This window comes from Ruegeria sp. BC3 (assembly GCF_056539265.1).
In genome coordinates, this window is the sequence record NZ_JBQFUP010000007.1 from 106,617 (window position 1) to 128,841 (window position 22,225).

Here is a 22,225-nt window from a genome sequence, read left to right on the forward strand (position 1 = left end):
GCAGAAACCAATAGTAGAGTTGCAGGGTCAAAGGTCGAATGTCGCAAAGACCGGCGCGTGATCACTGGGCTTTTCCCACCCACGCGCATCGCGCAGGATGCGGCTGGAATGCCCCGCGTTCGAAATATCGGGCGTAGCCCACACGTGATCCAGTCGCCGCCCTTTGTCGGCTGCGTCCCAGTCGCGCGCGCGATAGGACCACCAGCTATACAATTGCCCTTCGGGAATATCCTGCCGAGTGACGTCGACCCATCCCCCCGCGTCCTGGGTTTCGGCCAGATGTTCAACCTCGATCGGCGTGTGCGACACGACCTTGAGAAGTTGTTTGTGCGACCAGACATCGTCTTCTCGCGGGGCAATATTCAGGTCGCCAACAAGAATGGACTTCTCGGGCTTCTCAGCATGGAACCAGTCGCGCATGTCGGTGAGATAGTCGAGCTTTTGCCCAAACTTTTCGTTCTTTTCGCGATCCGGAATATCGCCACCAGCGGGGACGTAAAAATTGTGAATGGTGACACCATTCTCCAACCGTCCCGCGATGTGCCGGGCATGGCCGAGACCCGCGAAATCCTTATCGCCGACCTCCTCCATCGGGATGCGCGACAGGATCGCGACGCCGTTGTACCCCTTCTGGCCCCTTGCAACCATGTGGGTGTATCCCAGTTCTGCAAACCCCTCGGTCGGGATCTTTTCGACCGGCGACTTGCACTCTTGCAGGCACAGAACATCCGGGGCCTCTTCCTGCAGCAATTTCAGCACGATAGGCTCGCGCAGGCGGACCGAGTTGATGTTCCAGGTGGCAAGGGTAAAGGGCATGGGGAATTCCTCTGTCGCGGTTGGGCGCGAGGTTAGCGTGGTGTGATGTGGGGTGCCATAGGAAACGGTCGCTGAAGAGCAGCTAAGCGAACAAAAGCAGCCACTCAGTCATTAGGCGGTTCGTAGGGATCTGGCGTCCCGGGGGGAATCGGAGGAAACTTCTCGAATGTAGCGAGGTGCTCCTGCAACTGCGGCAGCGCTTTTTCGGCCGCCCATGTGTGCGGGAAGAGTACGCTTTCACGCTCGTGTGGATCATTCAAAAGGTTATAGACCCTTGGTGTGTCGAAAGACTCCGTTGCACCAAAAGCAGTCGTATTCTCTTTAAAAAGAACTTTCCAATCCTTCCATTTTACGCCGAATATCTGTTCACCCATGTAGACGATCACGCCTTCTCGATTCGATTTCGGCTGGATGCCCAAAAAGAATTCGGATTGGTCGATGCCATCAAAAGCTCGGTCCTCGGGCACTTTGCCGCCAGCGAATGCCGCCAGTGTTGGATAAAGGTCCATCGAGTGAACAACGTCATTGCTTTCTGAACCAGCAGGAATCTTCCCCGGCCACTTGATGGCGAAAGGCACGCGCATGCTTCCTTCGAGGCTGGTGAACAGAGTGCCGCGCCAAGGCCCGGCTGTACCATGTACAGCAGGAACCGGCGAGACGTTGGCATTTCCAACCGGAAGAGCTTCAGGGCCGTTGTCAGCAGTAAATATCACCACGGTGTCGTCGGAAACGCCTGCCGCCTCAATCGCATCAACGATGCGTCCGATATAGCTATCTGTTTGAAGTAGAATGTCGGCCCAGACGCCGTTTCCAGTGGTCCCATCAAATTCTTCGGACACGATGTTTGGATAGTGGGTCTGCGTGTAGGCAAGATAGATGAAGAATGGTGCATCTTCCCCACTCTTGGCTTCGATGAAATCGATGGCTTTCTTTGTAAGGTCGCCATCTATCTCACCGCGATAATCCAGATCATAGTCGCGCGCCACTGTCGCCGGTTCGCCCGCAACACCTTGCATCACAACCGGATCTTCCATGTTGGCTTCAGCAAAGCCTGGGAGCGAGCGCCAGACTGTGACATCAGTCGTCTCGACACCGTAGAACTCGTCGAAACCTTGGTTGGTTGGATAGCGCCCCTCGGTCCAGCCAAGGTGCCACTTGCCATACATAGCCGTATTGTACCCTACTTCCTTGAGCATCTCGGCCATTGTGATTTCCCACTGGGTCAGACCGTAGACGCCACCTCCAAGTGGGACTGTATGGTTGCCACTTCGAATACCGTAACGACCGGTCATAGTCGCTGCACGAGAGGGAGTGCACTGACTTTCAACGTTGAAGTTCGTAAGCCTCAAGCCTTCAGCGGCCAGAGCGTCCATTTCCGGAGTGGCGGTGCCACGAATTATCCCACCGCCGTTGAACCCTGGCTCACCCCATCCAAAATTGTCGAGAAATATGAAGACTATGTTGGGTTTGTCCTGAGCTGAAGCGACAGTACCTATTTGGATAGATAGCAAGAGTAGAAATGTTCGCGAAAACCGCTTCATGACGACGCTCCCAAAAAAATGCTAGTTGGAGATTGGCGAAAAAGGGTGCCTGCGGTCAAGAATTGACGTCTTGTATGAGCTGTGAGCAGACATTCGTTCGCATCCCCGACAAAAAAAGCCGGGCCAAAGGCCCGGCAGTCCAACAGGGAGGTGCATGTCTTAACCCGGACATGCGCGGGTTGGGAGTAATCTAATTACACATCCAGAGTATCACTTTGATCCACGTCATTCCACCCGGAGTTACGAGACCAAGCGATATCCGCCCGATTCTGTGACCAAAAGGCGTGCATTCGATGGGTCAGGCTCGATCTTCTGGCGCAGACGATAGATGTGGGTTTCCAGCGTATGGGTGGTGACACCGGCGTTGTAGCCCCATACTTCGTGCAGCAACACATCGCGAGCAACCACACCATCGGCCGAGCGGTAGAGGAACTTGAGAATGTTCGTCTCTTTCTCGGTCAGGCGAATCTTGCGGTCCTCTTCGGTGATCAGCATCTTCATCGCAGGTTTGAAGGTGTACGGCCCCAGAACAAAGACCGCGTCTTCGGACTGTTCGTGCTGGCGTAGCTGCGCACGGATGCGGGCCAAAAGGACCGGAAATTTGAACGGCTTGGAAACATAGTCATTGGCGCCGGCATCTAGGCCCAGGATGGTATCGGCGTCGCTGTCATGGCCTGTCAGCATCAGAATCGGGCTTTTAACGCCTTGTTTGCGCATCAGGCGGCACAGCTCGCGCCCATCGGTGTCCGGCAGGCCCACATCCAGAATGACTAGGTCGTAGATCGCTTCGCGCGCGCGCTCCATCGCGGATTGGCCGTCCGCGGCCTCGAACACGTCGAAATCCTCAGTCATCACAAGTTGCTCGCTGAGCGCCTCGCGCAGGTCTTCGTCATCATCCACCAGCAGGATTTTCTTGAGCTGAGCCATGTGCGGTCCTCCTAAGCCTTTTCCACCATTTGCGTACAGATTTCGCAATCAACAAGTTTTACTGCAATGGTCTCACGCCCATGTGTCTGACGTAGAGGAAATGTTTCACATTTCCCTCTGATCAGGTTAGACGACACCTACACGTTATAGGGTAACATAGATGAGTCTTATCCCGGATATCTCGGAATTGCTGGCCCGCGCGCGGGCTGATCTGCGTATGGGTGTTCCTGTCTTACTGACAGATGACACTGGGTTCAGCGTTCTGGCCATCGCTTCAGAAACGCTGAGCGCGCAGCGGCTTGCAGATCTACGCAGCCTCGAAGGTCAGCCGGTGGTTGCGGTCACCGTGCGGCGGGCGGAAACGCTTAAGGCACGCGCCTATGACGGCGATCTGGCGCGGGTGATCATTCCATCCGATGCAGACATTGCCTGGGTTCAGGCCGTCGCCGATCCGTCTGACGACCTGAACGCGCCGATGAAAGGCCCCCTGATGACCGAAAGGCAGGGCAGTGCCAACCTGCATCGTATCGCAATTTCATTGACCAAATCCGCTCGCCTGCTGCCCGCCGCCGTGGTGGTTCCCGTTGAGGATGGTCGCAATTTTGCGGCCACCCACGGCCTGACCTGTATCGACCACACGCGCGCCGCACCACATTTGGCCGATCGCAGCGCTTTGCACGCCATCGCTGCAGCCCGCTTGCCGATGGAGGTGTCCGAGGCCGGGCGTCTGCACGTCTTCCGCCCCGAAGATGGCGGGGAAGAGCATTACGCTGTCGAGATCGGCCGCCCCGATCGCAGTAAACCTGTTCTGGCTCGCCTGCACTCGGCCTGTTTCACCGGCGACCTGATGGGCAGCCTGAAATGCGACTGCGGTCCACAGCTGCGCGGAGCACTTGCGCAGATGGGTTCTGAAGGAGCTGGCGTCTTGCTGTATCTTAATCAGGAAGGCCGCGGGATCGGCCTGGCCAACAAGATGCGGGCCTATTTCCTGCAGGATCAGGGTTTTGACACGGTGGAAGCCAATCACCGATTGGGGTTCGAGGATGATGAGCGGGATTTCCGTTTGGGTTCGGACATCCTGAAAGAACTGGGCTTCAGCTCGGTTCGGCTGCTGACGAATAACCCTGCAAAGATCGCGATGATGGAGAAGACAGGCATCGCGGTGACCGAGCGTGTGCCGCTGAAGGTTGGTGAAACAGCACACAATCGGGGTTATCTGGCCACCAAAGCCGCCAAATCTGGCCATTTGCTGTGACACCTGATGATCTGGTGCTAACCCCGCGCGGCGTCCGCTTTGCTGGCCGCCTGTTTCCCTGTTCCATCGGCAAGGGCGGCCTGACCAAAGACAAACGCGAAGGCGATGGAGCAACCCCAGTAGGAGAGCATCGGATCGTGGGAATGCTGTTCCGACCTGACAGGCTGGCAGCCCCAACCACGTGGGCCACACCCATCGGGCCCCAAGATTTGTGGTCGGATGACAGCGCAGACAGCGAGTACAACCAGATGGTCAGCGCGCCCTATGGCCATAGCCACGAGAAATTAAGGCGCGCCGACCCGTTGTATGACCTTGTGTTGATCACCGACTGGAACTGGCCGAGCGCCGTACCGGGGCGCGGGTCCGCAGTCTTTTTGCATCAATGGCGCCGCCCCGGCTATCCGACCGAGGGCTGCATTGCATTTCGACGCGACCATCTGCACTGGATCGCAGGTCGGCTCGTTCCTGGAACGCGGTTGATTATCCCTCAGGCCTGACACGCTCACCAAAGATGGCCGAGCCCACGCGCACATGGGTCGCACCCAATGCGATGGCCTGTTCGAAGTCGCCGCTCATCCCCATCGACAATCCCTGCAATCCATTGCGCTCGGCGATCTTGGCTAGCAAAGCAAAATGCAGCGAGGGCTCTTCGTCTACCGGTGGGATCGCCATCAGCCCTTGGATCGGCAAATCCAGTTCGCGGCATTCGGCAATAAAGGCATCGGCATCAACGGGCATGATACCCGCTTTCTGCTCTTCTTCTCCGGTGTTGACCTGAATGAACAAGTCCGGGCAATGACCGACTTCCTGAGCCAGCCGCGCAAGCGATTTGGCCAGTTTCGGTCGGTCGACCGAATGGATTGCGTCGAACAGCTCGATTGCCTGACGGGCTTTGTTGGTTTGCAACGGTCCGATCAGATGTAAGTCTATGCCCGAAAACCGCTCTTTGAATTCGGGCCATTTGCCCGCGGCCTCTTGCACCCGGTTTTCACCGAAACAGCGATGCCCTTGTTCCAGAACGGCCTCGACGCGTTCGTTGGGCTGCACCTTTGAAACGGCGATCAGTTTGGTCGACCCTGCAGGGCGGCCTGCAGCAGCTTCGGCTTTGGCGATTCGGGCGGTAATGTCGTGCAGCGACATGGGTTTCCTCTCTGTGCTTTGACGGCAGAAAAACACCAAGTCTGCGCAAAAGAAAAGGGCAGGTCCGAAGACCTGCCCTTAAACCTTGCGGTTTAGATCAACTTAGAAGTTGAACTGAGCACCGAAGTCAGCGCGCAGCTGGCTCTCGCCGTCGCCACGCTTCTGGTTGCCGATACCACCGCGCAGCGATGCACCGCCGCCCAGGTCGTAGATGGCACCAATACCGTACTGCTGCAGGTCGTCATCAGCCGAACCGTCACCGTAAGCGAAGGTCAGGGTGGTAGCAGCGCCCAGGTTGTAGGCTGCCGACAGACCGTATGCGGTACCGTTGCGTGCGGCGTTTACAACATCATCGTCCGCGACGAAGATCGTACCCGAGAAGTCACCGAATTCTGCACCCAGGGTCAGAACGGTCAGCGACTGCTTTTCGGTGATCGAGTCTACAGAAGCTTTGGTCTGACCATAGGCCAGAGCAGCAGTTACGTTCGCGAAGTTGTAGGTCGCGCTGATGTCCCAGCGAGAGCCGTCCTCAGGAAGGCCGTTAACTGCGAAAGTTGCTTGGTCGTACGATGCGCCAAAGGCGAAGTCGCCAACTGCGTACTGGAAGAACACAGCGTTCGAACCGGAACCGGTCGACGAGTAACCCAGGAAGCTATAGTCAACACCGGAGTACTGACCGATGAAGTTTTCCAGGCCAGGCTCGTTACCGTAGTAGTTTGCCAGGTTGTCGAATGCGCCAGCAACGTTGCCCGCGTCAACACGCAGACCACCGTAGATGACCGAGAAGCGTGCGCCGTTCAGGCCAGCTGCGTTTGCTTCACCGTTACCGGCGTTTTCGTCAGCCTGCAGACGAACACGAGCCGAGAACTCAACACCGCCGTCGGTTTCGACAACACCGTCGATGTTCAGACGGAAGCGCGAGACCAGGATGGTTTCGTCTGTCGGGACAGTCGCTTCGCCGATGACCGGCGTAGCACCTGTGGTGTCAATGTTGACTACGGTACCGGTGCGGTCTTCCAGGTAACCAATACCAAAACGGCCATAGCCGCTGAAGCGTACGTCGGCCGCTGCAACACTTGCGGTTGCGATCAGAGCGGTCGATGCGAAGAGAACTTTTTTCATCTTGTTTCCCTCGGTTTCAAAGTTTTTCTACTCGACACATGCCTCAGCACATGTCTCAGCACGGGAACCGTTTCGCTTTTTTTGCCCCCTTCACGCAAGCTTGCCTTAAACGTGCAGCACGCATTGGCCACAAATTGGTGCAAGGATGCCACAGTCGCATTTGGAGCCTTATCTGCATACCGCGCCAGCATATGTAAGAAGAATAGGGTTGTTGCTGAACTGGACCTTGTCTAGGAGTAACACTGAACAAAGTAGACCAAGTGAAACAGGACCAGTCGACAATGCGCTTGCAGACGATTTTCGGTTTGATCATAATGACTGCTGCCGTGTCGGCCTGCGGACAGAATCGGGGTGCTGCACCGAATCCCGATCTGCTGAATACAGACAGCACCAGCTCTGCTGAACGAGAGCTTAACGATCCCGAGCGTACGACCATCTGGGATGTGTTCGACCGCGGCAATGCCGAACAGATCGTTAATGTGAATCGCTATCTCTGGGCAGCCTCGCTAGATGTACTGAACTTTCTGCCTGTTCAGGAAGTCGATCCATTTACCGGCGTTATTGTAACGGGTTACGGCACACCGCCGGGTGGCGGGCGCTCTTACCGGGCAACCGTACATATAAGTGACCCGGCATTGGCCGCGCGGTCCCTGTCGGTTGCGCTGCAATCCAGCGGAGGCGCTCCGGTCAACGCCGCAACCACGCGGGCGGTCGAGGATGCGATCCTGAATCGCGCCCGTCAGCTGCGTATTGCGGACAACAAGCTCTAGCCACCCGCCGAAAATCACAATATTACCACGCCGGGTTCATGCCCGGCGTTTTCATTCACGAAGGACCGCACCATGTCGCGCTACTCGGCCAACGAAATCGAAGCAAAATGGCAGGAAGCCTGGGACAAGGCCGGAATCTTCACCGCCAGCCACAAGGTGGACAAGCCGAAATACTACGTGCTTGAGATGTTCCCCTACCCCTCTGGCCGGATCCATATGGGGCATGTGCGCAACTATACGATGGGCGACGTAATCGCGCGGCACAAACTGGCGACCGGCCATAACGTGCTGCACCCGATGGGCTGGGACGCTTTCGGGATGCCTGCGGAAAACGCGGCAATGGCCATTGGCGGCCATCCGAAAGACTGGACCTATGGCAACATTGCCGACATGCGCGGTCAGATGAAGCCTCTGGGTCTGTCTATCGACTGGTCCCGCGAGTTCGCCACCTGTGATCCGGAGTATTACGGACAGCAGCAGGCGCTGTTCCTAGATATGCTCGAAGCCGGGTTGGTTTACCGCAAGAATGCTGTGGTGAACTGGGATCCAGTGGATATGACGGTTCTGGCCAACGAACAGGTGGAAAACGGGCGCGGCTGGCGCTCGGGCGCGCTGGTGGAACGGCGCGAGCTGACGCAGTGGTTCTTCAAGATCAGCGATTATTCCGAGGAATTGCTGGACGCACTTGATACGCTCGACAACTGGCCTGCGAAGGTGCGTCTGATGCAGGAGAACTGGATCGGCAAATCGCGCGGCCTTCAATTCGGGTTTGAACGCATCGACGGAGGTGAGCCGATCACCGTCTATACGACTCGGCCCGATACGCTGCTCGGCGCATCTTTTGTCGGCATTTCGCCGGATCACCCAATTGCCAAGCAGCTTGCAGCTGAAAACCCAGAGGTTGCCGCGTTCGTTGCCGAGTGCCGCAAGGGCGGAACCACCGAAGAGGCCATCGAGACCGCTGAGAAGCTGGGTTATGACACCGGCATCAAGGTCAAGCATCCACTGGACCCGAACTGGGAGCTGCCGGTCTGGATCGCGAACTTCATCCTGATGGATTACGGCACCGGCGCGATCTTTGCCTGCCCAGCTCATGACCAGCGCGACCTCGATTTCTGCCGTAAATACGGCCTGCCCGTGGTGGACACCTTCTTTGCATTGGATGACGACACTCCGGTCGACAAGATCGCATTTGTGCCGCCAAAGACCGAAAAAGTCCGTTGGGTGAACCATTTCGCAGGCCTGACCGAGGCGACAGGCGACGAGGCAATCAACGCCACCGTCGATTTCGCCGAAAAGGCCGGGTGGGGCGAAGGCGTCACCAAATACCGGCTGCGCGACTGGGGCCTCAGCCGCCAACGCTATTGGGGTTGCCCGATTCCCGTCGTGCATTGCGACAGCTGCGGTGTGGTGCCCGAGAAGAAAGAGAACCTGCCGGTTCAACTGCCGGACGATGTGACCTTTGACAAACCGGGCAATCCGTTGGACCGCCACCCGACGTGGCGCGATTGTTCCTGCCCGAAATGCGGTGCGCCGGCCAAGCGTGAAACCGACACGATGGACACCTTCGTCGATTCGTCCTGGTATTTCGCCCGTTTCACCGCCCCGCGCGCTGAAACACCGACCGATCTGGCCGAGGCTGAATACTGGATGAATGTCGACCAGTACATCGGCGGGATTGAGCACGCGATTCTACATCTGCTCTATTCCCGTTTCTTCGCACGGGCGATGAACATCACTGGCCACCTGCCGAAAAAAGCCATCGAACCCTTCGATGCGCTGTTCACCCAAGGCATGGTGACGCATGAGATCTACCAGACCCGCGACGCCAATGGCCGTCCGGTCTATCACCTGCCCGAGGACGTGACCGACGGAAAACTGGCTGACGGCACTGAGGTCGAGATCATCCCCTCGGCCAAAATGTCGAAATCCAAGAAGAACGTGGTCGACCCGGTCAGCATCATCTCGGCCTTCGGTGCCGACACTGCGCGCTGGTTCGTGTTGTCCGATTCGCCGCCTGAACGGGACGTTGAATGGACCGCATCCGGGGCCGAAGCCGCATTCAAACACCTCAGCCGCGTACACCGCATCGCCTCGGAGATTGCCGAGTCGGACGTTCCGGCCAATGCCGATGACGAAACCTTGCTGCGCGAGATGCACAAAGCCATCCATGATGTGACCGGCGGCGTCGAATCCTTTGGTTTCAACGCCTCGATCGCTAAGCTTTACGCATTCACCAACACTCTGGCCAAATCCAAGGCCGGAACCGCGGCCAAGCGCGAAGCGGCCAAAACGCTGGCACAGCTGATGTCGCCAATGACCCCGCACCTATCCGAAGAGCTGTGGCAGCTGTTGGGCGGAGAAGGGCTGGTCGCCACCGCCGCATGGCCCGTCGCCGATGAAGCCATGCTGGTCGACGACACTGTGACCCTTCCGATCCAGATCAACGGCAAACGCCGCGCGGAAATCAGCGTCGCCAAGGATATGGCTAAGGACGAGGTTGAAAAAATCGCGCTCAGCACCGAAGCTGTACAAAAGGCGCTGGATGGTAATGCGCCGAAAAAAGTGATCGTTGTACCGGGCCGTATCGTGAATGTTGTCGTTTGATCGCAGAACCCTGTTGTTGATGCCGCTGGCGCTTGCCGCTTGCGGGTTTGAGCCTGTTTACGCTCCGGCTGGCGCAGGCTCGGCGCTTTTTGGCCGCGTAGCCGTGTCCGAGCCAAACACCGTCACCAGCTACCTTCTGGTTGAAGACTTGGAGCAAAAGCTGGGACGCAGCGCGACGTCCGGCAGCGAATACAACCTCGACGTTTCGGTTTCGACCTCAACGGTGGCGGCAGCGATCACCACCACGAACGAAACCAATCGCCTAACGATCAATGGCACGGCGAACTATGCGCTCAGATCGAACGCAACCGGTCAGATTCTTGCCTCAGGCACAGTCACCGATTTCGTGGGGTACTCAGCTGCAGGCTCCACGGTTTCGACTCTGGCCAGTGAACGCGACGCGACAGAGCGCCTGATGGTGCTGTTGTCAGACCAGATCATCACCCGCCTATACGCTACTCCGGGCCTGTCCGCATGAAGCTGAGCCCGCGCGAGGCCGATGGGTATTTCTCAAGACCCGATGCGGACAAGACCGGGCTGCTGATTTACGGCGCAGACGCGATGCGGGTCGCACTAAAGCGGCAGCAGGTTCTGGCCGCTTTGCTGGGCGCAAACGCCGAAGAGGAGATGCGCCTGACCAGATTGCCCGGCGCTGACTTGCGGGGTGATCCCGCTTTGCTGCTGGATGCGGTCAAGGCGGTTGGCTTCTTTCCCGGACCGCGCGCGGTTTTTGTCGAAGACACAACCGACTCAGCCGCACCGGCAATCTTGGCCGCTTTGGAAGATTGGGTTCCCGGCGACGCCCAGATCATCGTGACTGCAGGGCAGCTCAAAGCCAGCTCAAAAATCCGCAAAGCGTTCGAGGCACATCCTTCGGCTTATGCGGTCGGAATCTATGACGATCCTCCATCGCGGGCCGAGGTCGAACGGATTCTGTCCGAGGCCGGCTTGCAGAATATCCCCCGCGACTCGATGTCTGCGATCACCGAATTGGCGACCGGCATCAGCCCCGGTGATTTCACCCAAACCATTGAGAAGTTGTCACTTTACAAACGAGGCGACAGTTCGGAACTGACGATCGAGGATATCGAAGCCTGCGCGCCTCGCTCGACCGAGGCGGCTCTGGACGATGTGCTGAACGTGGTGGCCGAGGGGCGCGCGGGTGAGATCGGGCCGCTGATCCGGCGTCTTCAATCGCAAGGTACCAATGCGGTCAGCCTGTGTATCGGCGCCACCCGACATTTTCGGACACTTTATGCCTGCGCCTCCGATCCCGGCGGGGCAGCTCAGGGGGTCGGCAAGCTGCGCCCGCCGGTCTACGGCAAGCGTCGCGACCGCATTCTGCGTCAGGCGCAGGGATGGGGCGCGCCGAAATTGCAAACTGCTTTGACGGTTCTGACCGATACGGACCTGTCGCTGCGCTCTGCCGGGCAGACAGCACCGGCGATGGCCTTGGTTGAACGGGCAATGATCCGTCTGGCGATGCTGGCGCGCACGCGCTAAGCGGTCCGATCCAGCCAATCCGCAGCGTTGCGTCCGGCCCAACGGCCCGTGGCCAGACAGGCCGTCAGCAAATAGCCCCCGGTCGGGGCCTCCCAATCCAACATCTCGCCCGCGCAGAACACGCCGGGGCATCCGGTCAGCATCAGGCCATCATTCAACGCGGACCGTGCCACACCACCAGCGGTGGAAATGGCTTCGTCCATGGGGCGAAGGCCTGCACCGAGAATGGGAAGGCGTCTCAATGCAGTGAGCTCAGCGCCCCGCTGGGTCATCTCATGAAACAGCGCGATTTTCTGCGGCGGCAGTTTCAGAGACTTCTTAAGCCATTGCGACGTCGTTGTTTTCGCGTTTTTGGCCTCAATCCGCGCCTGCAAGGCGGATTCAGTAACATCCGGGACCAAATCGACGAACAAACCCGCGCCCGCCCGCAACGCCGGGGTCAGGGAATAAAGCCCTCCGCCCTCCAGACCTGTGGCCGAGACCACAGCTTCACCCCGACTTTCCAATTCTCCGGCCATCCAGCGGACTGACTTCAACGCCGCGCCAAAATGAGGCTGCATATGCGGGCTCCAGTCGACAGAAATGGCCGAGTTCGCGGGCGCAAACGGGGTAAGCGCGACACCTTTGCCCCGTAGCACAGGCGCCCATGTTCCGTCCGATCCCAACCGCGCCCAGCTTGCCCCGCCCAGCGCCAGAACTGTCACATCCGCGTTGATTCCTTGCCTGCCATCGGGCGCGTCGAAAATGGGCTGTCCGTCGTCCCACCCCACCCAGCGCCAGCGCGTTCTGACCTGTACTCCCGCCGCGCCCAACCTTTCGAGCCATGCCCGCAAAAGCGGCGAGGCTTTCATCACTTTTGGAAACACACGACCGGTCGAACCGGTGAACAACTCTTGCCCAAGCCCTTGCGCCCATGTTTGCACATCCGAGGCGTCGAATTCTGCAATCATCGGACGCAACCAGTCCGCGGCCTCGGCATAGGAGGAGATCAGAGCCTCAAACGGTTCGTCCTTGGTCAGGTTCAACCCGGATTTCCCAGCCATCAGGAACTTGCGGGCCAACGACGGCTTGGCCTCGGCCACCAGAACGGCATGCCCGGCTTTGGCCAATTCCTCAGCCGCCATCAGGCCCGCGGGTCCACCGCCGATCACCAATGCCTGTGCCATCCCCGCCCTCTTGCCTTTCGCACCACCCGGCGCAACTTTGTCCATGCCATGACGAACACCGATCCGATCTGCCCGCTTTGCGACCGCCCGATCCCCGATGGGGCTGGCAGCCTGCACCATCTGATCCCAAAACTCAAAGGGGGCAAGGGCGGACCCACGGTCCTGCTGCATCAGATTTGCCATAAAGAGGTGCACGCGACCCTGACCGAAGCGGAACTGGCGCGCAATTTCAACACGGTCGAGGCGTTGCGTGCCCATCCCCGGCTTGAGAAATTCCTGAACTGGGTCCGCAAACGCCCACCCGGATTTCGCTCCAAAGTACCGGGCAAGCGGCGTGGACGTTGATCAGCCGGGGTTCACCGGATCGCCAAAGGCATCCCGCGCGGGCGCGGCAAGCCCTTCAACCTCCAATCCGCGATAGTCCGGCACATTGGCAAACCGGGCACCAGCGACGTGCTGAAATTCGAGCGTCGTGTAAGCGCGTTTCCACAGCCACTCGCGGTTCTCTACGGCCCAAAGATCGGGGTTCGGGGGCACATCATCAGTGAAAGCGTAAAAATGCAGGTCGAATCCATATGGTTCGACATCCTGCATTGAAAGCAGACGCATGCCCTGCGCCCGACAGAACGCATCCTCTGCCGCGATATCTCCGGTGCGCAGTGTGATCTGGCCGATGCAGGCCTTGGCAAAGGGCGCATCGGGGTCCGCCGCATTTTCCACGCGGTTTCCTTCGAAATCGTGTTGCAGCAATTCGATCACAAAGCCCTCAGGGTCTTTGAGGTGGCACATATAGCCAATGTCCAGAAACTGCCTAGGCTCCGAAACCTCGACCCCTTTGTCGCGCAGGACTGCGGCCGCCAGATCGACATCCGCTACGGTGATCCCGATCTTCCAATAGCGTTGGCCAGTGTCATGCGTGTAGCCCCCGCCGCCGGGCATCAAAAGCAAATCGGCATCCTGCCCCGGATAGCCCATCCGCAAGCTAACCCCTTGTTGATCAACCGACATGCCCAGAACACCCGTGTAGAACGACGCCAGTTTCTCGGTATCAGCGACGCGCAATCGTAAGCCAGACAGCCTCATGCGCAAAGCCCGGCGATGCCAGCCGCAATCCCGGGATCAGCAGCGATGCTGTCAGCGACCAGATCACGGGCCGTCTGCATCAATTCATCAGGGGCCACAACGCGGTCGACCAACCCAAAAGCATAAGCCTCATCCGCCGTGATCTTTTGCCCCGCCATCAGGATCATCTTGGTACGGGCCGGACCGATCAGAGCCGCCATGCGCGCAGGGTCAGAGGGTTGAGGTAAGAACCCCAACTTCATAACGGGATAGAAGAACTTGGCCGATGGGACGGCGATGCGTAGGTCGCAGGCCAGCACCATGCCGTTGGCTCCGCCTGCAAGGGTTCCGTTCAACGCGGCAACCGTCAGACAGGGCAAAATTGCGATCGCGCCCGACAAACGCTCCCACACGTCCGAGGTCGCAAGCCCGGTGCGGGCCTCGGCCAGATCAGCCCCAGCGCTGAACACGCTGCCCGCCCCGGTTAGGATCAGCGCGCGCGCCTCGGTTGCGGACTCGGCAATCTCAGCCAATTCAGTCAACATCGCGCCGGTCAGGGCATTGGCCTTATCAGGATTGTTCAGTGTGACGATCCACAACCCGTCTTCTTTGTTCAGTTCGATCACGTCAGTCCAACCCTTTGTCGTATGTCCGCGCGGCGCAGCGAGATTTCGGTGCCCAGAAACTCGTCCGCATCCGCTGTGCACATCCACAACAGCGCCTTGGCGGGCCAGTCTGCGGGGATATGATCGCTCCAGTCCAATTGGCTGACCGCGTTGATGCCGCTGGCCTTGATGACACGCTGCATTTCGGTCGCCACCGTGCCCGGAGACAGGCCCATTGCGCGGATCCCGTGTATTGCTTCTTCGAGGTGTAGACATTCCGTCAGCATCTTGGCTCCGGCTTTCGACGCGCAATAATGGCTCCAAGCCTCAACCGGGTTCGAGGCCGCGCCGGATGACACGGTCAGGATCGTGCCGCCGCCCGCGGCGCGCATGACGGGCAACGCCGCACGCATTCCGTAGAAAACACCTTTGAGGTTGATGTCGATCGCCTTGTCCCAGGCCGCGACATCGGCGTTTGACAGATGAAAGATTGGATCAATGACACCAGCATTCCCAATCAGAACGTCCAGCCCGCCAAAACGGTCAACGCAATCCGCGACCGCCTGTTCCACCTGCGCAAAATCGCTGACGTCGCATTGCAATGCGATTGCATTTTCACCCAGCGCGGCGGCCAGCGCATCGATCTGATCCCGGCTGCGGGCGACCAGCGCCACGTTCGCTCCGGCTGCGGCAAATTCGCGCCCGGCCTCGGCTCCGATGCCCCGGCTGGCCCCAGTTATCAGTACGGTTTTTCCCTGCATTTGGTTCCTTTACCTCCATCGGCTTGAATTTGTGTGAATCTCTACCCCGTCAATGGGGAAATGGTCCAGTCCTTGCCCCTTGACGCCCGGGTCCACAAACACGACGATGCCGGCAAATTTATCTAGAAGGGTACTGTAATGTCCGTTTTCCTTCGCCGCAGCTGCGGTGCTGTTTTGGCTTATGCCGTTATCACTCAAGGCGCTCTCGCCGATCTGACCTCACAGGATGTCTGGAATGACTGGAAAGCCTATCTGGGCCAGATGGGTTACACCGTTTCGGGGAACGAAACCGTTGCGGGCAATGTCACTACAATTGCAGACATGACCGTCTCGATGGACATCCCGGAAGAGGACGCAACCTTCCGTATGGTCGTTCCTGAAATGACATTGACTGAAAACGGCGACGGTACGGTCAACATCGGCTTCCCCGAGAATTTCCCGATGACCGTATCCGGCGAAGGCGAGGGTGAGGAATTCGCGGTCAACATCGACTATTCGCAGACGGGTATGACCATGGTCGTTTCCGGCTCGAAAGAGAACATGACCTATGATTATTCGGCGGACACGCTGGGTATCAAACTGAACGGCGTGACCGTAGACGGCGAAGAAATGCCCGGTGATGCGCTTGCCGTGAACGTTGGCATGACCGATCTGTCCGGCAGTTCTCGCATGAAAATCGGCGAGAACCGTGACATTGACCAGACCTTTACCGCGGCCGGTCTGACCTACGATCTGGCTTTCCAGGATCCGGAAAGCGACGATACTGGCAAGATCGACGGCTCAATGAACGATCTGGCGTTTGAAGGTACAAACGTTATCCCCTCTGATTTCGACATCACGAATCCCGAGGCCTTCTACGAAGCAGGTTTCTCTTTCTCGGGTCTGTTCACCTATGGCTCCGGCCAAACGGCAATGGCTGGTACCAGCGAAGGCGAGGCTTTCTCGGTCGGCAGCGAATCCAAAGGTGGCAAATTTGGTGCCAGCATCGACGCCCAGCGTCTTGCTTATGATATCGAACAAAACAGCTCGAAAGTCGCTGTGACGACTGCCGATCTGCCGTTCCCGATTGAAATCGCGATGGAAAGCGCAGGGTTCAAATTTGAAATCCCAGTGCAGAAATCCGAAGAGATTCAACCGTTCGGTTTTGCGATGAACCTGACCGATTTCACCATGTCGGACGTCCTGTGGAGCATGTTTGACCCGGCAGAGGCCCTGCCCCGCGACCCGGCGACGATTGCGCTGGACGCAACCGGAACCGCCAAAGTGTTGATGAACATCTTTGATCCCGAGGCCGTCGAAGAGCTGGATGCGTCGGACCTGGAACCAGGTGAACTGCACTCGCTCAAGATCAATGAACTGCTCGTCTCTTTGGTCGGAGCGAAACTGACCGGTGAAGGTGATTTCACCTTCGACAACACAAACACCGAAGAGTTTGACGGCATGCCCGCGCCCACCGGTGTGGCCAAGCTAACGCTGGTTGGAGCCAACGCTCTGATCGACAAGCTGATCGGCATGGGTCTGGTATCCGATAGCGACGCAATGGGCGCACGGATGATGATGGGGCTGATGGCAGTGCCGGGTGACGCGCCGGATACGCTGAACTCGGAAATCGAATTCACCGCGGACGGTCAGATCAAGGCGAACGGCCAACGCATCAAGTAACGTTAAGGGAAGGCGCGTTGCTGCCTTCCCAACCCTCGCTAGCGGCCTCGGACGCGTCGAAACAAGACCGAGCCGCCACAGCTCACGCGCTGGTCATATGCAAATCCAAGCGCCGACAAATCATCAAAACACTTTTTGATACCACGCAAACCAATCTTGCGCGTGTGCACCTCAAGGTAGACTTTCTGCACGTTCGCAAGGTCTGCCCCATCGAAAAGATGCGCCTCGCCCCCTTCAATGTCGACGATCAGAACATTGGCGTCGAAATCGCTCAACAGATCTGACAATTGATGTTCGGGAACCCCGATTTCTTTCACATAGTCCGGCGACTGATCCAAAGAGGACGACCAAAACGGTTCACGCACATAGAACCTGGCGGTTCCAGTTTCCTGACCATCGGTCCGTGCGACGGCATTCAGGACGTCTACGCCCGAAATGTCGTTGGCCTTATGCACGCGGCCGATAAACTCACACAGGACCGGGTTGGCTTCGACGCACATGACGTGACGCACACCCAATTGCGTGACAAGAAATGATGAAACAAAGCCGATCCCTGCCCCAAGTTCCACAACCCTGTCTTTGGGGTCGATGAACTTTGGCAGCCCGTTTACCTCGTCCTTTTCGTACCGCTCGGCAAGGATGGATCGTTTGACTTTCTGGGTAATGATCTGCGGATCGTCGGGTATCTCAACGCCGCGCAGGCTTAGATTTTCTTGCATATTGGTCACTGCTCGTTCGCGTTGCCTCAAAATCAAGGAACCCTGACTTTATTGAACATGTATCGAAAAACCTCAATCAAGGAACCTTGTATTGAAGCCAAATGCCGGGATTTTGCAGATTGAGCCAAAACCCAAGAGATTGCTTTGCCCGGTAGCCCTTGCGAGACGCGGAGTGGAAGGCTAGGTCAAATGCAACCATACCGGAGGCCTCATGACCCGCACACCCGAAGAAATCAGCCATGAATTGCTGGACGCGGCCCGCAAAGCCGGGGCCGAAGCTGCGGATGCGATCGTCGTGGATGGCACGTCTGTTTCGGTCGAAGTGCGCGGTGGCGCGCTCGAGCATGCGGAGCGTTCCGAAGGCACCGATCTGGGGCTTCGCGTCTTTCTGGGAAAACGTCAGGCAATCGTCTCAAGCTCGGACAGCCGTCCCGAAACGTTGATGGCGATGGCGCAACGTGCGGTTGCCATGGCCAGCGAAGCGCCCGAAGACCCTTTCACCGGCCTGGCCAACCCCGAACAGCTGGCCAGGGACTGGAACATCGACGCGCTGGAGCAGTTTGATCCGACCCCTGAACCTTCGGCAGACGCCTTGATGCAGGACGCTTTGACCGCTGAATCCGCGGCTCTGGCTGTTCAAGGTGTGTCACAAGTCTCAGATGCTGCAGCGGCCTATGGCACACACCGGGTCCATCTGGCCGCGACGAACGGCTTTTCCGGCGGCTATGCCCGCAGCAGCCGTTCGACCTCGTGCGTTGCCATTTCGGGCGAAGGGACCGGGATGGAGCGGGATTATGACGGTGACAGCCGTACCTTCCAAAGCGACCTGCGCAGCGCAGACGAAATCGGCCAGAGCGCAGGCGAACGCGCTGTTGCTTTGGTCGGCGCGCAGAAACCGGCGACGGGGACTTTTCCTGTTCTGTTTGACGAACGTATCTCGTCCTCGCTGATCGGCCATCTGCTTGCGGCCAGCAATGGCGCAGCTATTGCCCGCGGTGCCTCATGGTTGAAAGACAGCCTGGGCGAGCAGGTGCTGCCCGAGCATCTGTCACTGATCGAAGACCCACACCGTCCGCGCATTTCGGGCTCGCGCCCGTTTGATGCGGAAGGGCTGCCGACGCAACGCCGGGCGATCGTCGAAAACGGCGTGCTGACCGGCTGGACGCTGGACCTGTCCAGCGGGCGCAAGCTGGACATGGCTTCGACCGGCAACGCGGCACGCGGCGTCTCGGGGCCGCCGTCGCCCAGCAACTGGAACCTGAGCCTGACACAAGGCGAGAGCAGCCGGGCCGATCTGCTGCGTGACATGGGCACGGGGCTGCTGGTCACCTCGATGATCGGATCGACAATCAACCCCAATACCGGCGACTACTCGCGCGGTGCTTCGGGGTTCTGGGTCGAGAACGGAGAGATCACGCATCCGGTCAACGAATGCACCATCGCGGGGAACCTGCGCGATATGCTGAAACGTATGATCCCCGCCAATGATGCACGCACATATCTGTCCCGCGTGGTGCCCTCGGTCCTGATCGAAGGAATGACACTTGCCGGCAACTGACCTGCACCTGCTGACAGAGGCCGCACTTGAGGCGGGAAAGATCGCCACACGGTATTCCGGCAGCACCGCGCAGCGTTGGGACAAACCCGACGGTGCCGGTCCGGTGACCGAGGCTGATCTGGCCGTGAACGCAATGCTGGAGCAAAAGCTGCCCGCCGCACGACCAGGTTATGGGTGGTTGAGCGAAGAGACCGAAGACTCCGCGGACCGGCTTTCCAGAGATCGCGTGTTCATCATTGATCCGATAGACGGCACCCGCAGCTTTGCAGAAGGATCGCGAACCTGGGCGCATTCTTTGGCCATCGCGGACCGGAGCGAAGTCACGGCGGCGGTCATTTATCTGCCGCGACGCGACCTGCTTTATGCAGCGGCCAAGGGTCAGGGTGCAACGCTGAACGGTGAAACGATCCGGGTCAGCGCGATCAACACGCTTGAAACCGCCGAGGTTCTGGCCGCGAAACCGAATTTGCAACCTCGCCATTGGCGTCACGGGCAAGTGCCTGAGTTCAAGCGAAATTATCGCCCCTCGCTGGCCTATCGCATGGCGCTTGTCGCGCAAGGACGGTTCGACGGGATGATGACGCTCCGACCCAGTTGGGAATGGGACATCGCCGCCGGCGATCTGATTATCCGCGAGGCCAGCGGCTTATGCTCGGATCGCATGGGGCAACCGTTGCGGTTCAACAACCCGAACCCACGTCTGAATGGTGTGATCGCTGCGGGATCAGAAGTTTTTGGGCTACTGTCAGAGCAACTCGAACCGGAAAGCCCTGGAATCGTCACATGAGCAAGCCACGCTCATTAAGTCTTGCCGCCTATCGCGTGCTGTCCTGGGGTATGCAGAATGCCGCCAGCTATCGGGACATTCCGCGACCCGAGGGCGAGGTTCTGTGGCTGCACATCAACACCCATGCGCGGCATCGGGCCATTATTGATTTTTGTCAGCGGCTGCAGCAGGCGCGCCCGACATTGTCGATCGTTCTGACAGCGCCACCTGACGCAGATCTGACCCGCTGGGCCAATAGTGGGTATCCCTTGGTCAATCTGCCGACCGAACAGACCGGGGCCGCACGCGCGTTTCTGGACCACTGGCGACCGGATGTCGGAATGTGGGTCGGTGGCGGCCTGATGCCGAATGTCATCACACGTGCCGAAGAGCGCGGCATACCCCTGATCCTGATCGAAGCAGAGGCGGACGTCCGCATCGCGCGGGGCGGGCGCTGGCTGCCGGACATCACCCGATACACGATTGACTGTTTCCGCACGATCGTCTGCTCGACCCCGGAAAGCGCACGCCAGATACGCAGGCTCGGCATCGCCTCGAACAAGGTGAAAGAAGCCCCACCCCTGCACATCAGCCCCAATCCGCGGCCCTGGCCCGAGGATGAACTGATCGAAGTGAACCATGCTCTGTCTGGCCGACCCGTATGGCTGGCGGCATGGGTGCAGGACAAAGAGTTCATCTCGGTCCTCAGCGCGCACAGGCAGGCGATGCGCATGCTGCCGCGGCTGGCGTTGGTGTTGCACGTTGCGGACATCACCGAAGCTGAACCGCTGCACCGCCGCCTTGAGACGATGGACCTGCGCTGCACCAATTGGGACGAAAGCGGTATGATCGAGGACATGACACAAGTGATCCTGTCCGCCGCGCCAGAGGATCTTGGGCTGTGGCAACGGGTATCCCCTGTCACTTTCATGGGCACGTCTTTGGAGCGCGGCGCCGCGGGGGCGGACCCCCTGGTTGCAACGGCGCTCGGGTCGGCAGTAATTCACGGGCCGTTTGTACACGGCCAACAACAGCTTTACGATCAACTGGACAGGGCGGGCGCGGCGCGTTCCGTCAGAACCGCCACCGAACTTGGTGATGCCGTGGTTGAGCTTTTGGCACCGGATCAGGCCGCCAACATGGCCTTAGCCGGGTGGCAGATTGTAACTGAAGGTGCCCCGCAAGCGGATCACCTGATCGATTTGGTGCAGGACTATCTGGATCAGCGGAGCGGCGAAGATGCGAGCACCTGATTTCTGGAACACAGCGCCGGACCGGCTGGATTTTCGCGCGCGGATTCTGTCACCGCTCGGGCGACTCTATGCCGGAGCTACTGCCCGCCGGGTCGCTTCCGAGGCAGGCGTGAAGCCTGGCGTTCCTGTAATTTGCATCGGCAATCTGAACGCGGGCGGTACAGGCAAGACACCGACCGTGATCTGGATAATCGAGCAATTGCGCGATGCCTGGCATGATACGCATGTTGTAACCCGCGGACACGGCGGTTCGCTTGAAGGGCCGGTCCTTGTGGACCCGCGCAAACACACTGCCGCGCAAGTGGGGGATGAGCCGCTATTGCTGGCCGCTTTTGCCGACGTCTGGGTGGCCAAGGACCGCGCTGCTGGCGCAAGGGCAGCGGCCGAGGCTGGTGCGACGGTCATCGTATTGGATGACGGATTTCAGAACCCTTCGGTGGCCAAGGATTTCTCGGTCATCGTGGTGGATGCAGCGCGCGGATTTGGAAACGGCTTGTGCCTGCCTGCGGGTCCTCTGCGCGAGCCGGTCGATATTGGCCTGCAGCGAGCCGATCTGGTCCTGTCGTTGGGCGATTCCGGCGCGCAGTCCCAATTCGCCGAACGTTGGGGCCAGCACCTGCCGGTCCCTCATGCGACCGGCGCGGTTGAGCCTTTGCAAACCGGCATGGACTGGAGCGATACGCCTGTTCTGGCTTTTGCAGGCATCGGCCATCCTGACAAATTCTTTCAGACCCTGCGCCAGCAAGGAGCCACCTTGTTGCGGGCCGAGGCGCTGGACGATCACCAGCCCCTGACACCGGCTCTGATGACCCGGCTGGTAAATGAGGCGCGCCTGCTGGGCGCGCAGATGGTCACGACGGAAAAAGATGCCGTGCGCTTGCCCGCCGCGTTTCGCAGCAAGGTCATCACGCTGCCGGTACGTCTGAAAATTGAGGCCGCAGATGAGGTCAAGCAGATGCTGCTACAGGTCGCCCCAGCGCCGAAATAGGTGA

General features: G+C 58.9%; 22 protein-coding genes. 12 read left to right on the plus strand and 10 right to left on the minus strand.

Features of this window, described 5'->3' with window-relative positions; all coding sequences use genetic code 11:
* Positions 1-27: 27 nt before the first annotated feature.
* The 3 genes from ACR0MV_RS17680 to ACR0MV_RS17690 all read right to left on the minus strand — a co-directional run bounded on the left by ACR0MV_RS17680 (position 28) and on the right by ACR0MV_RS17690 (position 3,284).
* Positions 28-816 (minus strand): exodeoxyribonuclease III, encoded by a 789-nt coding sequence (locus ACR0MV_RS17680; protein WP_480703073.1) that lies wholly within the window; start codon positions 814-816, stop codon positions 28-30.
* 104 nt (positions 817-920) lie between these two features.
* Complete coding sequence (locus ACR0MV_RS17685; RefSeq protein ID WP_480703075.1) at positions 921-2,357, minus strand: arylsulfatase; 1,437 nt, start codon at positions 2,355-2,357, stop codon at positions 921-923.
* Between the two features lie 240 nt (positions 2,358-2,597).
* Positions 2,598-3,284: a response regulator transcription factor gene (locus tag ACR0MV_RS17690; RefSeq protein ID WP_058272567.1), complete on the minus strand. Its 687-nt coding sequence runs from the start codon at positions 3,282-3,284 to the stop codon at positions 2,598-2,600.
* A 160-nt stretch (positions 3,285-3,444) separates the two neighbouring features.
* On the opposite strand from ACR0MV_RS17690, the gene ribA reads away from it, so the two are divergent.
* Both ribA and ACR0MV_RS17700 read left to right on the plus strand, forming a co-directional pair.
* A complete protein-coding gene (gene ribA / locus ACR0MV_RS17695; RefSeq protein ID WP_480703077.1) occupies positions 3,445-4,539 on the plus strand; it encodes a GTP cyclohydrolase II in 1,095 nt (364 codons plus the stop codon).
* Positions 4,536-5,036: a L,D-transpeptidase family protein gene (locus tag ACR0MV_RS17700; RefSeq protein WP_480703079.1), complete on the plus strand. Its 501-nt coding sequence runs from the start codon at positions 4,536-4,538 to the stop codon at positions 5,034-5,036. Before ribA ends, ACR0MV_RS17700 begins: the two co-directional genes overlap by 4 nt.
* On the opposite strand, the gene ACR0MV_RS17705 is transcribed toward ACR0MV_RS17700, so the two are convergent.
* Entirely contained in the window at positions 5,020-5,679 is a 660-nt protein-coding gene (locus ACR0MV_RS17705) for a YggS family pyridoxal phosphate-dependent enzyme (protein ID WP_480703080.1), read from the minus strand. The genes ACR0MV_RS17700 and ACR0MV_RS17705 overlap by 17 nt on opposite strands.
* Positions 5,680-5,781: 102 nt before the next feature.
* Positions 5,782-6,801 (minus strand): porin, encoded by a 1,020-nt coding sequence (locus ACR0MV_RS17710; RefSeq protein WP_480703081.1) that lies wholly within the window; start codon positions 6,799-6,801, stop codon positions 5,782-5,784.
* Positions 6,802-7,082: 281 nt separating this feature from the next.
* Here ACR0MV_RS17710 and ACR0MV_RS17715 point away from each other — a divergent pair, with 281 nt between their 5' ends.
* The 4 genes from ACR0MV_RS17715 to holA all read left to right on the plus strand — a co-directional run bounded on the left by ACR0MV_RS17715 (position 7,083) and on the right by holA (position 11,681).
* Positions 7,083-7,571, plus strand: a complete 489-nt coding sequence (locus ACR0MV_RS17715) for a DUF3576 domain-containing protein (RefSeq protein WP_480703082.1) — start codon at positions 7,083-7,085, stop codon at positions 7,569-7,571.
* Between the two features lie 72 nt (positions 7,572-7,643).
* Positions 7,644-10,178 carry a leucine--tRNA ligase gene (gene leuS / locus ACR0MV_RS17720; RefSeq protein WP_480703083.1) on the plus strand — a complete coding sequence of 845 codons (2,535 nt, stop codon included), beginning with the start codon at positions 7,644-7,646 and terminating at the stop codon, positions 10,176-10,178.
* Positions 10,165-10,656 carry an LPS assembly lipoprotein LptE gene (gene lptE / locus ACR0MV_RS17725; protein WP_480703085.1) on the plus strand — a complete coding sequence of 164 codons (492 nt, stop codon included), beginning with the start codon at positions 10,165-10,167 and terminating at the stop codon, positions 10,654-10,656. The genes leuS and lptE overlap by 14 nt, the downstream gene beginning before the upstream one ends.
* The gene (holA, locus tag ACR0MV_RS17730; protein ID WP_480703086.1) at positions 10,653-11,681 is read left to right on the plus strand and encodes a DNA polymerase III subunit delta; all 1,029 of its coding nucleotides are present in this window, start codon (positions 10,653-10,655) and stop codon (positions 11,679-11,681) included. The genes lptE and holA overlap by 4 nt, the downstream gene beginning before the upstream one ends.
* Here holA and ACR0MV_RS17735 read toward each other — a convergent pair.
* Entirely contained in the window at positions 11,678-12,847 is a 1,170-nt protein-coding gene (locus ACR0MV_RS17735; protein ID WP_170427475.1) for a TIGR03862 family flavoprotein, read from the minus strand. The genes holA and ACR0MV_RS17735 overlap by 4 nt on opposite strands.
* Positions 12,848-12,895: 48 nt before the next feature.
* Here ACR0MV_RS17735 and ACR0MV_RS17740 point away from each other — a divergent pair, with 48 nt between their 5' ends.
* A complete protein-coding gene (locus ACR0MV_RS17740) occupies positions 12,896-13,192 on the plus strand; it encodes an HNH endonuclease (protein WP_170427477.1) in 297 nt (98 codons plus the stop codon).
* On the opposite strand, the gene ACR0MV_RS17745 is transcribed toward ACR0MV_RS17740, so the two are convergent.
* Genes ACR0MV_RS17745 through ACR0MV_RS17755 form a run of 3 tightly spaced genes read right to left on the minus strand, consistent with a single transcriptional unit; the run spans position 13,193 to position 15,275 of the window.
* Entirely contained in the window at positions 13,193-13,930 is a 738-nt protein-coding gene (locus tag ACR0MV_RS17745; RefSeq protein ID WP_170427479.1) for a VOC family protein, read from the minus strand.
* Positions 13,927-14,535 (minus strand): enoyl-CoA hydratase/isomerase family protein, encoded by a 609-nt coding sequence (locus ACR0MV_RS17750; protein WP_170427481.1) that lies wholly within the window; start codon positions 14,533-14,535, stop codon positions 13,927-13,929. Before ACR0MV_RS17750 ends, ACR0MV_RS17745 begins: the two co-directional genes overlap by 4 nt.
* Complete coding sequence (locus tag ACR0MV_RS17755) at positions 14,532-15,275, minus strand: SDR family oxidoreductase (RefSeq protein ID WP_170427483.1); 744 nt, start codon at positions 15,273-15,275, stop codon at positions 14,532-14,534. The genes ACR0MV_RS17750 and ACR0MV_RS17755 overlap by 4 nt, the downstream gene beginning before the upstream one ends.
* 138 nt (positions 15,276-15,413) lie before the next feature.
* On the opposite strand from ACR0MV_RS17755, the gene ACR0MV_RS17760 reads away from it, so the two are divergent.
* A complete protein-coding gene (locus ACR0MV_RS17760; protein WP_480703088.1) occupies positions 15,414-16,937 on the plus strand; it encodes a DUF2125 domain-containing protein in 1,524 nt (507 codons plus the stop codon).
* A 38-nt stretch (positions 16,938-16,975) separates the two neighbouring features.
* Here ACR0MV_RS17760 and ACR0MV_RS17765 read toward each other — a convergent pair whose 3' ends face one another.
* The gene (locus ACR0MV_RS17765) at positions 16,976-17,656 is read right to left on the minus strand and encodes an FkbM family methyltransferase (protein WP_480703090.1); all 681 of its coding nucleotides are present in this window, start codon (positions 17,654-17,656) and stop codon (positions 16,976-16,978) included.
* A 211-nt stretch (positions 17,657-17,867) separates the two neighbouring features.
* On the opposite strand from ACR0MV_RS17765, the gene ACR0MV_RS17770 reads away from it, so the two are divergent.
* From ACR0MV_RS17770 to lpxK, 4 genes are read left to right on the plus strand one after another with little or no spacing between them, the layout of a single operon-like run.
* A complete protein-coding gene (locus ACR0MV_RS17770) occupies positions 17,868-19,214 on the plus strand; it encodes a TldD/PmbA family protein (protein WP_480703092.1) in 1,347 nt (448 codons plus the stop codon).
* Complete coding sequence (locus ACR0MV_RS17775; RefSeq protein ID WP_480703094.1) at positions 19,201-20,001, plus strand: 3'(2'),5'-bisphosphate nucleotidase CysQ; 801 nt, start codon at positions 19,201-19,203, stop codon at positions 19,999-20,001. Before ACR0MV_RS17770 ends, ACR0MV_RS17775 begins: the two co-directional genes overlap by 14 nt.
* Positions 19,998-21,233, plus strand: coding sequence for a 3-deoxy-D-manno-octulosonic acid transferase (locus ACR0MV_RS17780; RefSeq protein ID WP_170427493.1), 1,236 nt, complete (start codon positions 19,998-20,000; stop codon positions 21,231-21,233). The genes ACR0MV_RS17775 and ACR0MV_RS17780 overlap by 4 nt, the downstream gene beginning before the upstream one ends.
* On the plus strand, positions 21,220-22,221 hold the full coding sequence (lpxK, locus tag ACR0MV_RS17785) for a tetraacyldisaccharide 4'-kinase (RefSeq protein WP_480703095.1): 1,002 nt from the start codon (positions 21,220-21,222) through the stop codon (positions 22,219-22,221). Before ACR0MV_RS17780 ends, lpxK begins: the two co-directional genes overlap by 14 nt.
* The last annotated feature ends 4 nt before the right edge of the window (positions 22,222-22,225 follow it).

What these genes read in the sequence shown, in the direction of transcription:
- ACR0MV_RS17680 (WP_480703073.1), bottom strand. Translation starts at nt 816, where the DNA reads ATGCCCTTTACCCTTGCCACCTGGAACATCAACTCGGTCCGCCTGCGC.
- ACR0MV_RS17685 (WP_480703075.1), bottom strand. Translation starts at nt 2,357, where the DNA reads ATGAAGCGGTTTTCGCGAACATTTCTACTCTTGCTATCTATCCAAATA.
- ACR0MV_RS17690 (WP_058272567.1), bottom strand. Translation starts at nt 3,284, where the DNA reads ATGGCTCAGCTCAAGAAAATCCTGCTGGTGGATGATGACGAAGACCTG.
- ribA (WP_480703077.1), top strand. Translation starts at nt 3,445, where the DNA reads ATGAGTCTTATCCCGGATATCTCGGAATTGCTGGCCCGCGCGCGGGCT.
- ACR0MV_RS17705 (WP_480703080.1), bottom strand. Translation starts at nt 5,679, where the DNA reads ATGTCGCTGCACGACATTACCGCCCGAATCGCCAAAGCCGAAGCTGCT.
- ACR0MV_RS17710 (WP_480703081.1), bottom strand. Translation starts at nt 6,801, where the DNA reads ATGAAAAAAGTTCTCTTCGCATCGACCGCTCTGATCGCAACCGCAAGT.
- ACR0MV_RS17715 (WP_480703082.1), top strand. Translation starts at nt 7,083, where the DNA reads ATGCGCTTGCAGACGATTTTCGGTTTGATCATAATGACTGCTGCCGTG.
- leuS (WP_480703083.1), top strand. Translation starts at nt 7,644, where the DNA reads ATGTCGCGCTACTCGGCCAACGAAATCGAAGCAAAATGGCAGGAAGCC.
- lptE (WP_480703085.1), top strand. Translation starts at nt 10,165, where the DNA reads ATGTTGTCGTTTGATCGCAGAACCCTGTTGTTGATGCCGCTGGCGCTT.
- holA (WP_480703086.1), top strand. Translation starts at nt 10,653, where the DNA reads ATGAAGCTGAGCCCGCGCGAGGCCGATGGGTATTTCTCAAGACCCGAT.
- ACR0MV_RS17735 (WP_170427475.1), bottom strand. Translation starts at nt 12,847, where the DNA reads ATGGCACAGGCATTGGTGATCGGCGGTGGACCCGCGGGCCTGATGGCG.
- ACR0MV_RS17740 (WP_170427477.1), top strand. Translation starts at nt 12,896, where the DNA reads ATGACGAACACCGATCCGATCTGCCCGCTTTGCGACCGCCCGATCCCC.
- ACR0MV_RS17745 (WP_170427479.1), bottom strand. Translation starts at nt 13,930, where the DNA reads ATGAGGCTGTCTGGCTTACGATTGCGCGTCGCTGATACCGAGAAACTG.
- ACR0MV_RS17755 (WP_170427483.1), bottom strand. Translation starts at nt 15,275, where the DNA reads ATGCAGGGAAAAACCGTACTGATAACTGGGGCCAGCCGGGGCATCGGA.
- ACR0MV_RS17760 (WP_480703088.1), top strand. Translation starts at nt 15,414, where the DNA reads ATGTCCGTTTTCCTTCGCCGCAGCTGCGGTGCTGTTTTGGCTTATGCC.
- ACR0MV_RS17765 (WP_480703090.1), bottom strand. Translation starts at nt 17,656, where the DNA reads ATGCAAGAAAATCTAAGCCTGCGCGGCGTTGAGATACCCGACGATCCG.
- ACR0MV_RS17770 (WP_480703092.1), top strand. Translation starts at nt 17,868, where the DNA reads ATGACCCGCACACCCGAAGAAATCAGCCATGAATTGCTGGACGCGGCC.
- ACR0MV_RS17780 (WP_170427493.1), top strand. Translation starts at nt 19,998, where the DNA reads ATGAGCAAGCCACGCTCATTAAGTCTTGCCGCCTATCGCGTGCTGTCC.
- lpxK (WP_480703095.1), top strand. Translation starts at nt 21,220, where the DNA reads ATGCGAGCACCTGATTTCTGGAACACAGCGCCGGACCGGCTGGATTTT.